Here is a 14,972-nt window from a genome sequence, read left to right as displayed (position 1 = left end):
TGTTAATGTAATTAACAAATGAATTATGAAAACAATTAAAACCTTTTTTGCCCTTTTTATTTTTGCTGCTACGTTTACTTCGTGTGATGCTGTAGATGACCTTGTCAAAATTGATGTACCTACCACATTTACTAAGGATCTCGTGATTACAGTTTCTGAAGGTGAAACTTCTTTTTCAGAAACTGCTGCAATAAGCATTGATAATGATGAAGTACAGGATAATCTTGATAAAATAGATAATATTGAAATTACAAAACTTACTTATCAAATTGTTAGTGTAAGCGGTACCGAAAACGTAGTTGCTACAGGAATGTTTACTGCTTCAAGCAGTTCATATCCTTGGTTTGAGGCGTCAGATAGTGATTCTGTAAACTTAACCGAGGCAGCGGCAGCCGGAACAATTTATAATATAGATGTAAATCAATCTTTAGTTGATGCTTTTGAAGCTGATTTAAAAAGCGGTGCAACAGCAACACTATCGGCATCAGGAACAGTATCTGATGCACCTGTAACATTTACCGTTCGAGTAACAGCAGACGTTAAAGTTACTATATAATTTAGTTAAGTAAATAAAGTGAGAAGAACCCGATGCTAATGCATCGGGTTTTTTTATGCCTATATTTTACTCATAAACAGGTAAGTGCAGGTAGCACACTTCTAATTAAAGAATTATATTAGTAAACTATTAACACAATTACAAAAATGGCTATTCCCGAAAAGGCACGTAAATACTGGCGTGAGAACATAAAATATCTCACCCTATTACTCATAATCTGGTTTGCAGTTTCGTTTGGCTGTGGTATTCTTTTCAAAGATTTTCTCAATCGATATAGTCTGGGCGGTTTTAAACTGGGTTTCTGGTTTGCGCAACAAGGAAGCATTTATGTCTTTGTCATCCTCATCTTCGTATATGTGTGGCTAATGAATAAGCTTGATAAAAAATACGGCTACAACGAATAGCGAATTCTTCTCAATTTTAAATATCAACTATGAGCGTTCAATTATGGACTTGGATTTTAGTGGGGGTGACCTTTGCTATTTATTTTGGAATTGCAATCTGGGCACGTGCAGGATCAACTAAAGAATTCTATGTTGCCGGTGGCGGGGTTTCTCCTCTTGCAAATGGTATGGCAACAGCAGCCGACTGGATGAGTGCTGCTTCGTTTATCTCAATGGCAGGAATCATCTCTTTTGCGGGCTATGACGGCTCTGTTTATTTGATGGGTTGGACCGGTGGTTATGTGCTACTCGCATTACTGCTTGCTCCATACCTGCGTAAGTTTGGTAAATTCACTGTACCTGATTTTATTGGAGACCGCTATTACTCCAACACTGCCAGAACCGTAGCCGTAATTTGCGCACTCATTGTTTCATTTACCTACGTAGCCGGGCAAATGCGTGGTGTAGGTATCGTTTTTTCGCAGTTTCTTCAGGTAGAGATTACCACCGGGGTGCTTATAGGTATGGCGGTAGTGCTCGTTTTTGCTTTTTTAGGCGGAATGAAAGGTATCACGTACACACAAGTTGCTCAATATTGTGTATTGATTTTTGCATTTATGGTTCCGGCAATTTTTATTTCGATACAAATGACGGGGAATATTATCCCGCAAATTGGGATGGGTGGTCGTGTAGAAGATGGCACCTATTTACTAGAAAAATTAGATACGTTGCATACCAAGTTGGGCTTTAAAGAATATACTGAAGGAACAAAATCAACCTGGGATGTTTTTGCAATTACATTGGCTTTAATGGCAGGTACTGCAGGTCTTCCGCATGTTATTGTTCGTTTTTTTACGGTTCCTAAAGTAAAGGATGCCCGTAAATCTGCGGGCTATGCGCTGTTGCTAATTGCCATTTTGTACACTACAGCTCCCGCGGTATCGGTTTTTGCGCGCACAAACCTCATCGAGACCGTTAGTGAAAAAGCGTATGCAAACCTTCCGCAATGGTTTAAAAACTGGGAAAATACAGGTCTTATCGCCTGGAGTGATAAAAATGGAGATGGAAAAATACAATACGTAAATGGGGAAGCTGTTTCCGGTAAACCCGAATTTACCGAAAAACGTGGCAAATCTGGCGAACGCTTAGTAAGTAATGCAACTACCGAAACAAACGAGTTGTATGTAGATCGCGACATTATGGTTCTTGCCAATCCCGAAATTGCACAACTACCGGCCTGGGTAATCGCTTTAGTGGCTGCAGGAAGCCTTGCTGCTGCACTATCTACCGCTGCGGGCTTACTGCTGGTAATCTCTACTTCAGTTTCTCACGATTTGATAAAGAAACAATTAAGACCTAACATTTCTGATAAAGGTGAATTATTAGCAGCACGCATAAGCATATTTTTTGCGATTCTGGTTGCGGGGATTTTTGGTATTTACCCGCCGGGATTTGTTGCGGCAGTTGTCGCATTGGCTTTTGGGCTTGCAGCTGCTTCATTTTTCCCTGCAATTATTTTAGGGATTTTTGATAAACGTATGAATAAAGAAGGAGCTGTTTCCGGAATGGTAGTAGGTATTATCTTGATGTTGTTTTATATGATACGCTACAAAACCGGACTTATAGGCGTTTTAGAACCCTTACCAGAAGCAGACTGGTGGTTTGGCACATCGCCTGAAGGTTTCGGCACGATAGCGATGTTTGTAAATGTGGTGATCGCCGTGGTGGTCTCACGAATAACTCCTGCCCCGCCTGAAGATGTACAGGAAATCGTTGAGACCATTAGAATTCCCAGCGGTGCTGGGGAAGCACAGGAGCATTAAATTTGAGATATTAGAAGTTTAAGATTTAATTAAATTTTTAGAATTATAGGATTTTAAATATAATGAAGACCTTTAAGCCTTAAATCCTACCGCATGCCCACTTTTATATTTAATCATATTGCGCTTTCAGTCAAAGATGTTGATGCATCCATAGTCTTCTATCAAAAGGTATTTCAGCTTGAAGAAATAGAAAATACCGCTTCAACTTCTGCTACCCGTTGGCTATCGCTGGGCGAAGGCAAACAACTGCATCTAATCCCGAGACCAGATGCTGAAATAAAAACCAATAAAGCTGTTCATTTTGCACTATCAACCGCAGATGTAGGTTTATTTATGGGACACTTAGATAACTTAGCGATTACCTATTCAGACTGGCGGGATACGCCTACTAAAGATTATATACGCAATGACGGAATACGGCAGGTATATTTTCAGGATATAGATGGATATTGGATAGAAGTGAATGAGGCTGTATAAGGCTAAACTTAAATTCTGAAATACAATATATTTTATTTGCTGTGTACTTGAAGCATATTGGCTTTCGCAAGAAATAGATTTTTTTTAAATAGTTAAATTGAAAAAACACAGTTATAAAATACACAACAGTATAGTATTGTTCTCCTCAAATCGACCACGATTTAGTAATTTTAAGCGTTATAACTACACTAAAAAGACCAGATGAGTAATTATCATATAAAACATTTAGAAGAATATTTTCAAGTATATCGTAAATCTGTGCGCAACCCGGAGAGTTATTGGGAAGAAATAGCTGAAGAACATTTTATGTGGCACAAACGCTGGGATGAAGTTCTTAGTTATGATTTTGAAAAACCAGAATTTAAATGGTTTGAAGGTGCAAAATTAAACATTACCGAAAACTGTATAGACAGACACTTAAGAACGCACGGTAACAAAACAGCAATTCTTTTTGAACCTAACGATGCTTCTGAAGAAGCGCAACACATAACCTATAACGAGCTACACGAGCGGGTTTGTAAAATGGCAAATGTGCTTAAGTCAAAAGGAGTTCAAAAAGGTGACCGGGTATGTATTTACCTACCTATGATACCAGAACTGGCCGTTTCAGTTCTTGCGTGTGCACGCATAGGTGCCATACATTCTGTTGTTTTTGCTGGTTTTTCTTCTACAGCTCTTGCTACACGTATTAATGATTCTTCGTGTAAAATGCTTATCACCAGTGACGGGTCTTTCCGCGGAAATAAAAAAATAGACTTAAAAGGGATCGTAGATGCGGCCCTTGAGCAATGTGATTGTATAAAAGATGTTTTGGTCGTTAAGCGCATACAGACCGATATCCCAATGGTAAGTAACAGAGATGCGTGGCTTCAGCCCTTATTAGATACAGCAGAATCTACTTGCGAACCTGAAATTATGGATGCCGAAGATCCACTATTTATCTTATATACTTCCGGTTCTACCGGTACGCCTAAAGGGATGGTGCATACCACAGCTGGATATATGGTGTACACGGCATTTACCTTTAAAAATGTGTTTCAGTACAGAGATGATGATGTGTATTGGTGTACTGCAGATATAGGCTGGATCACCGGTCACAGTTATATTGTGTATGGTCCGCTGGCAAATGGAGCAACTACAGTTATGTTTGAAGGTGTGCCCAGCTATCCTGATTATGGGCGATTTTGGGAAATTGTAGAAAAACATAAAGTTACGCAGTTTTATACGGCACCCACAGCAATACGTGCCTTAGCCAAAGAAAAAATTGAATATGTTGAGAAGTATGATTTATCATCGCTTAAAATTTTAGGAACCGTAGGTGAGCCTATTAATGAAGAGGCCTGGCACTGGTATGACGAGAATGTAGGAAAGAAAAAATGCCCTATTGTAGATACCTGGTGGCAAACTGAAACAGGAGGTATTATGATCTCGCCCATCCCCTATTCTACTCCTGCAATACCTACTTTTGCAACGCTTCCATTACCGGGAATACAGCCTGCGCTGATGGATGAAGCAGGAAAAGAAATTAAAGGAAATCAAGTTGATGGTCGCTTGTGTATTAAATTTCCGTGGCCTTCTATGGCACGTACCATCTGGAATAATCACGATCGCTATAAAGAAACATATTTTTCTGCTTATAAGAATATGTATTTTACCGGAGATGGTGCATTGCGCGATAGTGTAGGCTATTATAGAATAACCGGTAGAGTTGATGATGTCGTGATTGTAAGTGGTCACAATCTGGGTACAGCTCCTATAGAAGATGCGATTAACGAGCACCCGGCTGTGGCAGAAAGTGCAATTGTAGGATACCCGCACGATATTAAAGGTAGCGCACTTTACGGTTATGTTATTCTGAAAGAAACCGGTGAAACCCGTAATCAGGATAATTTGAGAAGAGAAATAAATCAACTAATTTCAGACCGAATAGGACCTATTGCAAAACTTGATAAAATTCAATTTACAAGCGGTTTGCCTAAAACCCGAAGCGGAAAAATTATGCGTCGTATTTTACGTAAAATAGCATCTAACGATACTGCTAATCTTGGAGATACCAGTACGTTATTAAATCCTGAAGTGGTAGAAGAATTAATGGAAAATGTGTTGAAATAATTAATATGAACTATTGCTGTTAATCTTTATGAACAAAATAAACCATTCTATTTTAAGATAATTCTTAAATTAGTTCACTACTAATCAATCAAAATAAACAAATGAACACATTTAATGATCAGCAACCCCCTAAAACCTGGCTCGTAGAATCTATACTTGTAACCATATTATGCTGTTTGCCTTTTGGTATTGCAGGGATTGTAAATGCTGCAAAAGTTGAATCACAATTTAATGCTGGCAATTATGAAGGTGCCAGAAAGGCTTCTGCAAATGCTAAAAAATGGACCATCGTTAGCTTTGCAGTTGGTTTAGGTGGAGCAATTATTTATGGAATTATAATGGTATTAGGTTTTGCCGGAAGTCAATTCTAAGAAATCCTACTATCTAGGCTTTGCACTTTTGGGTATAGGATTGCTTATTTTTTATAAGACCTATAACCCGGAAGTGCATTCTTTTTTTCCGAAGTGTCCTTTTTTATCTATTACAGGTTTACAATGTCCCGGTTGTGGTTCACAGCGAGCCATTCACCATATTTTAAACGGGCATTTAGTTAGTGCAATTAAACAAAATGCAATGCTGGTCATAGCAATACCTTACGTAAGTCTTGGTATGTTTTTAGACTATAAAAAATCCCTTAGCCCAAAATTGTTACAATTAAGAAATAAGCTTTATGGCATTACAGCCATATGGTTTATTCTGGGATTAGTTGTATCATTTTGGATTTTTAGAAATATTTCGATTTAATGATTCATAAAAAAAGCCCCCAATTGTATCTAAATTAAATACACTTGAAGGCTTTTAAATCAATAATCTATTTGTTTAAAAGGGTCTTTTATTTACTTAAGAGTAACAATTCATCACATACAATCTCTGTGATGTAGCGTTTTTCACCTTGTTTAGTCTCGTACGATCTGGAAGTAAGCTTCCCTTCAATAGCGATTTCTTTTCCTTTAGTAACATAGTTTTCAACCAGCTCGGCTGTTTTTCCCCAGGCCACTACATTATGCCATTGCGTATCTGTAACACGCTCACCCTTGTTATTCTTGTAGTTTTCATTAGTTGCGATACTGAATTTTGCCAGTTTCTTACCCGATTCTAAATTTACAATCTCAGGATCATTACCTAAATTTCCGATCAACTGTACTTTGTTTCTTAATGTGCTCATGATTTTTGTTTTTGCGTTAAACAGTTAATTATACTTCCGCAAAGGCGGAAGTTTTTTTGTCTTTCATTACAATTGCTGCAACTAATTGACAGGGCAAAGATGAATCAGCACTCAAAAAATATTCGGTTATTAACCAGTTACTTACGTTTATAGTCGATTGTAAACGCTTACAAGTGTTTGTTTTCAGTTCTTTCTGTAGACTTATAGCCTTCTTATAAATTCAAGTTTAAATCCCTGTAACTAAAGGAGAAAATACCCCTTGCGATTGAGTCACAATCTTCTAATCTTGGCATTATCGCTTGATATTAAATAATATATGAGCAAACGCAACAGAGAACCGACTTAAAGACTAAAATATGATTGCAACATTATTCAAACCGAAAAGACCTAAAACACCTGCACTCTATAACGACTCATTTTTTAATACGTTAAGACAAAAAGAGTACAGCAGACTAGATAAAGACAGTCATGTATATTTAGATTATACAGGGGGTAATCTCTACAGCGAATCTCAAATTTTAAAGCATCTTAACTATTTAAAAGAGCATACTTTTGGTAACCCACACTCGTCAAATCCCACATCAAAACATGCTACCTACTTAGTGGAGGAAACCCGAAACTCTATTTTAGACTATTTTAATGCCCACGACTATCATTGCATATTTACACAAAATGCTTCAGGCGCTTTAAAAATTGTTGGAGAGTGTTACCCATTTACTGCAACCAGTGAGTATTTGCTGTTTTCAGACAATCACAATTCAGTTAATGGCATTCGAGAATACTGCCGTAATAAAGGCGGAAATTTTAATTATGTTCCTTTAAAATTTGAAAATCTACGTGTAGATGAAGACCGTTTAAAGGAAGCACTGCATAAAAATAAGTCTGCATCAAATAAACTCTTTGCTTACCCGGCACAATCTAATGTATCTGGAGTACAACACGATTTAAACTGGGTTGCGTACGCACAGCAGCTAGGATGGGATGTATTACTTGATGCCGCAGCATATGTTCCCACTTCGCAGTTAGATTTAAGTAAAATAAAGCCTGATTTTGTTACTATGTCATTTTATAAAATTTTTGGCTACCCTACGGGTCTTGGATGTCTTTTAATAAAAAAATCAAAATTTAATAAGTTGAAAAAGCCCTGGTTTGCAGGGGGTACAGTTACTTTGGCTTCGGTGATGGCACCTCATCATTTTCTTATAAATAATCACGAACGCTTTGAAAACGGAACGCTTAATTACTTAGACATTCCTGCTTTAAAAACAGGACTTGAGTATATTAGTGAGATAGGTATAGACCGTATAAATGCGCGGGTCCAATCATTAACTCACTACCTATGCGAAAAATTAAGTGCCTTAAAACACACTAATGAGGTACGGAAAGTAAAACTTTTTGGACCCTGTGACCGTTCAGATACTGGCGGAACGTTAATTATGTCTTTTTTTGATTCATGCAATAAAGTAATTCCCTTTGAACACATTGAAACGCAAGCCAACGCAAAGAATATTTCATTACGCACCGGCTGCTTCTGCAATCCCGGGATTGATGAGATTAATAATAATCTTTCCGCAGAAGAATTAGACAGTTATTTTAGCACCAGACACACCGGCAATTACAATGAGATGATAAATACCCTACAAAAATTAAGAGGTGCAACCCGAATTTCGGTAGGGATCGCTACGAATAAAGCAGATTTAGACTATTTCATAGATTTTGTAAAACATCTCGAATAGTATTTACTAAATAATAAAGACAAATCTCAATTTCAGTTTGCTACTTTTTTAGGTTTAATATTTTAAAACAGGTTTTTTCAAAGTCAATAAATTTTATATTTAAATTTTAAAACAATCAATCAAATCACAATTTTAAAATTTAATCACCTTGACAAAATCTAACAATTATCTGTTCTCAACGCTTCTGCTCATTGTCCTATCGTTTACCTCGTGTTCAAATGATGATAACACTAGTAATTATAGAAATTCATATACTACAGCAGACCTACAGATCATTCATAATAACGATTCAAAAAATTGGATTCTTGAGGGGTATTATGATCACTACAATTCAAAAACCTTGAATAAAGACAATGCGTGTTATACCGATGAGCAATTTAGTTTTACAGCAAATGACGGACAAATAAGTGTTATTTCTGGTGAAGAAAATTGTTTTGCAAATGCTTCACAAACCGAACTTACAAATGCCTCTTATACGTTTTATGAAGAAACAGGCTCTGTATTTATTACCATTGCAAAAAATGCCGAACTAGGAGAAGTAACCAAATCAGTTTTCTTTAGTTTACAACTCGTAGAGCTTGAAGAAAACTTAATGATTTTTGCTTCAGGAGAACAAAACAATTACGGTAAAGCTTTAGTTTTTAAACGCTAATTTAATTCCTGTTTAATTGTGATACCATGAATGATTTAGAAACACTTCAATATCCTATAGGTAAATTTCAAAGACCGCAGTTTATTAGTGATACACAACTGCAAACAAGCATAAAACAGATCGCTAATTTTCCTTCGGAAGTGGAACAGTTAATTAGTAGTTGTTCACCGTTTGATTTAACTAAAACCTATCGCCCGGGAGGTTGGAGTATTAATCAACTCGTACATCACTGTGCAGACAGTCACATGAACGCTTTTATAAGATTTAAACTGGCGCTTACTGAAGATTGCCCTACAATTAAACCGTATTTTGAAAATCTCTGGGCAGAACTACCAGACACCCATAAAGTTGACCCGTCTATCTCTTTACAAATTATAAAAGGTGTGCATTACCGCTGGGAAGTACTGCTCAACTCATTAACACTTAATGATTTTGCAAAAGAATATATACACCCCGAACTTGGCGAACGCTTTACGCTAGCTGCCGTACTTAGTATGTACGAATGGCATTGCAAACACCATCTAGCTCATATTAAACTGGCAATCAACTCCTAAAAAAGTCTTATTTTAGTAAAAGACTTAAAAAATATGCAAAAGACCTGTCCGGAGTGTGGTGATAAAATTATAGGAAGAGCAGATAAAAAATACTGTAGTGATGCCTGTAGAAATACCGCAAACAATAAACTGAATACAGACAGTAAAAATCTATTGCGGAACACAAATAATAAGTTGCGTAAAAATTACCGCATCTTAGAAGCGTTGAATCCAGACGATAAAACTAAAACCACAAAGGCTAAACTACTTCAAGCAGGTTTTGATTTTGATCTGTTCACGGGTATTTATACGACTAAAGCGGGCACTATATATTATTTTGTTTATGACCAGGGTTATCTTCCGCTTGACGGAGATTTTTATGCGCTCGTAAAACGAAATTAAATAGTATTCTCTTTTGATTTATCTTTGTAGCTTGAAGAGCACAGGTGTCGTCCCGGGCTCAACGAACTTTTTACTGAAAAGTTCTAGTTATTATTCAGAATGCAAAATTTAAATCAAGTTCTTTCCCTAGAGGACAATCAGGCACTAATTCTTGCCGTTGGTGAAATTATTACACCTAAAATTAAAGAGCGCGATCAGTTTGATCACCTCAACACAGCAGAAAAAACCTTCATCTATCTTGATGTGTTTGAAGCTGCTCTACACACCGGTAACTTTGAATCCTTTTTTATAAACTCAGGCCAATTAGCTCATGAAATCCTTGAAGCGTATCGCGCTATTGGTGCTACTAAAACCGTTCTACTCTTAGAACAGGCTATAAGTAGATTTCCAGATCATAAGGTGCCTAAAAACCCCTCAGCACGTGCTCAGGTTATAGACCAGATGCACGAGTCAACGTTTGAGTTTTGGGATTCACTATTTCAAAAACTATTTGCGAGCGGTGAGCCTGTAGCAGATTTGCTTGCAGCATACATACGCGATCACAAAGACCAGTTTACTGTAGAACCTAATACAGGTTCTCATGTCTAAACTACCTAAAAAGTACGCGTTTACAGATCTATCTGATTATGGTCGTGCAGGCGGACGATTTATTGCAAGTAATCTAAAAGACACTTCATTTACACCTATTCATATCACAACTGCTTTTATATGTGCAGGTATAGCAGCTGTATTTTGCATTCATTATGGGCTTCATGGTGCTGCAGCACTCCTATTAATACTAAAATCTATTCTTGACGCTGCAGACGGTGAACTTGCGCGCATAAAAAACACCCCATCTTATACCGGGCGTTATTACGATTCTATTGCAGATATTATTTTAAATTTTTTGATTTTAATTGCTATTGCACAAGCAACACAAACACCACTTTGGTTTGCGCTTTTAGCTTTTTTAGGTCTTCAACTGCAGGGTACACTTTACAATTATTACTATGTAATTCTACGCAACAGGCATAATGGAGACACCACAAGCCGCGTTTTTGAGAATGTTACGCCTTTAGCATTATCAGGCGAAAATCAAGCAACAGTAAACTCGATGTTTTTAATGTACACCATTTTATACAGCGCTTTTGACAAAGCCATTTACTGGCTCGACCCTAAAGCAATACAAGGCACAAAATTACCGGGCTGGTTTATGACTGCCGTATCTGTGTTTGGCCTGGGCTTTCAACTGTTGGTAATAAGTTTACTCTTGTTTTTGAGATTAGAAATTTACATCATCCCTACACTCTTAGCAATGACGCTGCTAATCCCTGTATTTATTGGAGTTCGTAAATTATTATAACCTATTTCCAGGTTGCGCCTTTAAGTTGCAGGGCTGCTTTAATGACATCCATTTGGCTTATTTGTCCTACTAACTTTCCGTCTTCAACTATGGGAAAACGTCTGTGTTTACGTTCAATAAAAAAACGAGCAGCATCAAAAACATTCATATTTCCGTCTATGGTTTCTACATCAATCGCCATATTTTGACCTACTGTAGCATTAAGCATAGGCAGGTTATGATACCGGCTATCTGAAATATGTTTAATACAATCTCCTTCAGAAATAACACCCAGCAACTCATTGTTTTCATTGACAACAGGAGCTCCTGAAATGCGATTTTTAATGAGTTTTTGCATAACCTCCATAATCGATTGATCTGGAGTAAATGTGATTAATTTACGGGTCATATAATCTGCCACCGTGATGTTTACTTCTTCTTCCACAACCTTTGAGCGCTTGCCCATAAAACTCTTGATTCCCATATGATTAGATTTTAGATTCCTTAAGTTAGTTAATTTTTTTAAAAATCAGAAAATGATTTTTGTAGCCTAAGCCCTTATATTTTTAGAGTTGCGGGTAATAGGTATTCCTACTACCTTTAACGCACAATACCCTTTTATGAAAACAAACTACGCCGCTATACTTTCCTTTTTACTGATTTTAGGACTTCTCTATTTCAGTTTTTACACACATAAACCGCAAAATATATCGGGTGCAGACACCCCGTTAATACAATTTTCTACATTACGCGCACAAGCATATGTAGATTCTTTAGCGCAAATGCCTCATGCAGTAGGAATGCCGGCACATCAAAACGTACAGGATTACGTTGTAAAAACCTTAGAAAAGTTAGGACTTGAAGTAGAAATACAGAGTGATTTTGCTTACAAACCGGGCTGGGGAGCACTAAGCAGAGCCGAAAATATAATTACAAAAATACCCGGTGACGGTACCGGTCAGACGCTTTTATTAATGTCTCATTATGACAGCGCACCACATACAGATTCTCGCGGCGCCAGTGACGCAGGTAGTGGGGTGGCTGCCATTTTAGAAATAGTAAGAGCACATATAGCTAAAGGAGAAACCTCTAAAAATGATATTATTATTCTCTTTACAGATGCGGAAGAATTAGGCTTAAATGGCGCATCTGTATTTGTAAATAAACATCCCTGGGCAAAAGATGTAGATCTTGCTTTAAATTTTGAAGCACGCGGAAGCGGAGGCCCTTCTAATATGATTGTAGAAACTAATGGAGGTAATGGGGCGCTTATAAAAGCGTTTTCAAAAGCGAATCCGTCGCACCCATATGCAAACTCCCTAATGTATAGTGTGTATAAACTTTTACCTAATGATACAGATTCTACAGTTTTACGTGAGAATGGTGATATAGATGGATTCTTTTTTGCCTTTATAGGTGACCATTTTGATTACCACACGGCTAATGACATCCCTTCCCGTTTAGACCCGGAATCTCTAGAGCATCAGGGCCGATATCTTTCAGCGCTTTTAGACTATTTTAAAGATGCCAATCTTAATTTGAAAGCAGATGAAGACTACGTTTATTTTAACCTTCCGCTGCTTAAAATGGTGTATTATCCTTTCAGTTTTATACTCCCTATGCTTATAGGTGCGTGGATTTTGTTTATTGTGGTTTTATTATATGGAATACGAAAGAAAGAAGTAAGCCTTGCTTCTGTAGGACGTGGTTTTTTACCTCTTTTAATTGCCCTTTTTTTTGCATATATCTTGAGTCTGGGTTGGAAATTAATTCTTGCATTAGATCCTGCTCAGGCAGATATTCTACAGGGATTCCCGTATAACGGCTACGAACTTTTAGCTGGTTTTGTGGCGTTAATGCTTGCGATAACATTTTTAATCTACTATTTTTTCTACAGACCTAATGATGCTGCAGCTCTCAGTTTTGCTCCGTTATTTTTCTGGTTATTAATTGCAACCGGAGTAGGTATATATCTCGAAGGTGCTTCATTTTTTGTGATTCCAGTTTATTTTGGCTTGCTTTCAGTATTTTTAATTTTACGCAGCGGTAAACCTTATTTATTACTATTAACGCTTCTTTGTGCTCCTGCCCTATTTATTATAGCCCATTATATTAAAGAGTTTCCGGTAGGACTAGGACTCAAAATGCTTGTTGCCGCAATGATGCTCACCGTTTTATTATTTGGTCTTTTGCTTCCGGTAATGGGGTATTATAAGATGAAAGCTAAACTTGCGATCCTGTTTACTCTGGTGAGTATAGGCGCATTTATTTCGGCGTATGCCAAATCTGATTTTACCGAAGAGCGTCGTTTTCCTAACAGCCTTAACTATGTATATGATGCAGATAGCGGAGCTACATTTTACGCTACCTATAACACACATCTTGACGACTGGCTAAAACAAACCCTGGGCGAAAACCCAAAAATAGCTTCAGAAGTTTATGAGGCACCGGGCTCTGGGAAATACGGTTCACGATTTACATTTGCTAAAGAAGCTCCTAAAAAATTTATAGCGCCTTCTCAAGCCTACACGTCAAAAGACACAATCATAGACGGAAAACGGCATTTAAATTTCAGTATTTTTCCGCAGCGTAATGTAAATGATATGGTTTTACTAGTTTCTCAAGAAACTGTATTTAATAAATTAAGCTTTAATGGTCAGGAAGTAGAGGCGAGACCGGGAGAAGCATACCCACTAGCCGATAGAAATTCTAATTATTTATTGAGTTACAGACTCACAAACAGAGAGCCGCTAGAAGTACATTTAATTACAGAAAGCACAACAGATCTCAATTTTACACTACTTGATTACAGTTATGATCTTTTAGAAAACCCAGACTTTGACTTACCTTCGCGACCCAAAAATGCAATGCCAATGCCTTTTGTAAATACAGATGCGCGCATTACCATACAGCGTATTGCTTTTTAAAAGGAACGCTATAAGAAAAATTATATGAGTACGATTGCTATTGCTGGTTTAGGTTGGTTAGGGTTGCCTCTGGCTTCTCAATTACGGGATTTAGGCCACACGGTAAAAGGTTCTGTAACATCAAAATCTAAACAAGAGGAACTAAAAACTTATGGTCTTGATGTCTATCAGGTTGAGATTGCTGAAGACGAAATACGTGGCGAAATAAATTCGTTTTTAAAAGATACTGAAATTCTTATCGTTCTAATACCTCCTGGATTACGCCGAAATACAGGGCACAATCACGCTTTGCGAATGGCGCAATTTCTAGACGCAATAGAAAAATCGCAAATTAAAAAAGTGATTTTAGTAAGTAGTACAGGCGTTTATGATGACTCGCAAGGTAAAGTGACTGAAGCAGACATCCCAAAACCCGAAGATTCTAAAGGAAAACAGCTTGTAGAAGTAGAACAGCTATTCTTTAAATCTCCTGCAATACAAAGTATGATTATTCGTTTTGGCGGACTTTACGGTGGTAGTAGAAATCCTGTGAAATATCTTGCCGGCAGAACAGGTTTAACAAACGGTCAAGCCCCTGTAAATATGATACATCGTCAAGACTGTATAGGAATAATTCTAGGTGTTATTTATAAAAATGCCTTTGGTCATATACTTAATGCTGTAAACCCAGAGCATCCTACAAAAGAGGTTTATTATACGCAACAGGCAAAAAAACTGGGTCTTGAGCCGCCTCAATATGAAGTAGAAGACGCGACGCTATTTAAGCAAGTAGATTCGGCAAACCTACAACCGCTTATAGGGTACACATTTAAAAAAAGCCTATAAAAAAACCCGGCAAGCACATCCCGGGTTTTTCATGTTAGTCTTCTGGTTGGTCAGAAGACA

At 37.4% G+C, this 14,972-nt stretch carries 17 protein-coding genes; 15 read left to right on the top strand and 2 right to left on the bottom strand.

The window, feature by feature from the left end:
• Positions 1–25: 25 nt before the first annotated feature.
• The 7 genes from P164_RS15605 (at position 26) to P164_RS15575 (ending at position 6,095) form a co-directional block, all read left to right on the top strand.
• The gene (locus P164_RS15605; RefSeq protein ID WP_028377262.1) at positions 26–556 is read left to right on the top strand and encodes a hypothetical protein; all 531 of its coding nucleotides are present in this window, start codon (positions 26–28) and stop codon (positions 554–556) included.
• Positions 557–702: 146 nt separating this feature from the next.
• Positions 703–960, top strand: coding sequence for a DUF4212 domain-containing protein (locus tag P164_RS15600; protein ID WP_028377261.1), 258 nt, complete (start codon positions 703–705; stop codon positions 958–960).
• 29 nt (positions 961–989) lie between these two features.
• Positions 990–2,762, top strand: a complete 1,773-nt coding sequence (locus P164_RS15595; RefSeq protein WP_028377260.1) for a sodium:solute symporter family protein — start codon at positions 990–992, stop codon at positions 2,760–2,762.
• A 93-nt stretch (positions 2,763–2,855) separates the two neighbouring features.
• The gene (locus tag P164_RS15590; RefSeq protein WP_028377259.1) at positions 2,856–3,239 is read left to right on the top strand and encodes a VOC family protein; all 384 of its coding nucleotides are present in this window, start codon (positions 2,856–2,858) and stop codon (positions 3,237–3,239) included.
• A 201-nt stretch (positions 3,240–3,440) separates the two neighbouring features.
• Complete coding sequence (acs, locus tag P164_RS15585) at positions 3,441–5,351, top strand: acetate--CoA ligase (protein WP_028377258.1); 1,911 nt, start codon at positions 3,441–3,443, stop codon at positions 5,349–5,351.
• A 101-nt stretch (positions 5,352–5,452) separates the two neighbouring features.
• Positions 5,453–5,722, top strand: a complete 270-nt coding sequence (locus P164_RS15580; protein WP_028377257.1) for a CD225/dispanin family protein — start codon at positions 5,453–5,455, stop codon at positions 5,720–5,722.
• On the top strand, positions 5,703–6,095 hold the full coding sequence (locus tag P164_RS15575; protein WP_051621377.1) for a DUF2752 domain-containing protein: 393 nt from the start codon (positions 5,703–5,705) through the stop codon (positions 6,093–6,095). Before P164_RS15580 ends, P164_RS15575 begins: the two co-directional genes overlap by 20 nt.
• Before the next feature lie 88 nt (positions 6,096–6,183).
• On the opposite strand, the gene P164_RS15570 is transcribed toward P164_RS15575, so the two are convergent.
• Positions 6,184–6,516 (bottom strand): single-stranded DNA-binding protein, encoded by a 333-nt coding sequence (locus P164_RS15570; protein WP_028377256.1) that lies wholly within the window; start codon positions 6,514–6,516, stop codon positions 6,184–6,186.
• Between the two features lie 356 nt (positions 6,517–6,872).
• Between P164_RS15570 and P164_RS15565 the strand changes: the two genes are divergently transcribed.
• The 6 genes from P164_RS15565 (at position 6,873) to P164_RS15540 (ending at position 11,181) form a co-directional block, all read left to right on the top strand.
• Positions 6,873–8,252 carry an aminotransferase class V-fold PLP-dependent enzyme gene (locus P164_RS15565; RefSeq protein ID WP_035899912.1) on the top strand — a complete coding sequence of 460 codons (1,380 nt, stop codon included), beginning with the start codon at positions 6,873–6,875 and terminating at the stop codon, positions 8,250–8,252.
• A gap of 148 nt (positions 8,253–8,400) precedes the next feature.
• A complete protein-coding gene (locus P164_RS15560; protein WP_035899910.1) occupies positions 8,401–8,904 on the top strand; it encodes a hypothetical protein in 504 nt (167 codons plus the stop codon).
• A 26-nt stretch (positions 8,905–8,930) separates the two neighbouring features.
• Positions 8,931–9,458, top strand: coding sequence for a YfiT family bacillithiol transferase (locus P164_RS15555; protein WP_028377254.1), 528 nt, complete (start codon positions 8,931–8,933; stop codon positions 9,456–9,458).
• A gap of 33 nt (positions 9,459–9,491) precedes the next feature.
• Positions 9,492–9,839 (top strand): hypothetical protein, encoded by a 348-nt coding sequence (locus P164_RS15550; RefSeq protein WP_028377253.1) that lies wholly within the window; start codon positions 9,492–9,494, stop codon positions 9,837–9,839.
• 99 nt (positions 9,840–9,938) lie between these two features.
• The gene (locus P164_RS15545) at positions 9,939–10,427 is read left to right on the top strand and encodes a DUF4375 domain-containing protein (protein ID WP_028377252.1); all 489 of its coding nucleotides are present in this window, start codon (positions 9,939–9,941) and stop codon (positions 10,425–10,427) included.
• Positions 10,420–11,181: a CDP-alcohol phosphatidyltransferase family protein gene (locus tag P164_RS15540; protein WP_028377251.1), complete on the top strand. Its 762-nt coding sequence runs from the start codon at positions 10,420–10,422 to the stop codon at positions 11,179–11,181. Before P164_RS15545 ends, P164_RS15540 begins: the two co-directional genes overlap by 8 nt.
• A 1-nt stretch (position 11,182) precedes the next feature.
• Here P164_RS15540 and P164_RS15535 read toward each other — a convergent pair whose 3' ends face one another.
• Entirely contained in the window at positions 11,183–11,644 is a 462-nt protein-coding gene (locus P164_RS15535) for a CBS domain-containing protein (protein ID WP_028377250.1), read from the bottom strand.
• A 136-nt stretch (positions 11,645–11,780) separates the two neighbouring features.
• On the opposite strand from P164_RS15535, the gene P164_RS15530 reads away from it, so the two are divergent.
• The gene (locus P164_RS15530; RefSeq protein WP_028377249.1) at positions 11,781–14,087 is read left to right on the top strand and encodes a M20/M25/M40 family metallo-hydrolase; all 2,307 of its coding nucleotides are present in this window, start codon (positions 11,781–11,783) and stop codon (positions 14,085–14,087) included.
• A 24-nt stretch (positions 14,088–14,111) separates the two neighbouring features.
• The gene (locus tag P164_RS15525; RefSeq protein ID WP_028377248.1) at positions 14,112–14,912 is read left to right on the top strand and encodes an SDR family oxidoreductase; all 801 of its coding nucleotides are present in this window, start codon (positions 14,112–14,114) and stop codon (positions 14,910–14,912) included.
• Positions 14,913–14,972: the final 60 nt, after the last annotated feature.

This window comes from Leeuwenhoekiella sp. MAR_2009_132, from assembly GCF_000687915.1.
Taxonomy (GTDB): domain Bacteria; phylum Bacteroidota; class Bacteroidia; order Flavobacteriales; family Flavobacteriaceae; genus Leeuwenhoekiella.
This window is presented reverse-complemented; position numbering and strand designations above follow the sequence as displayed.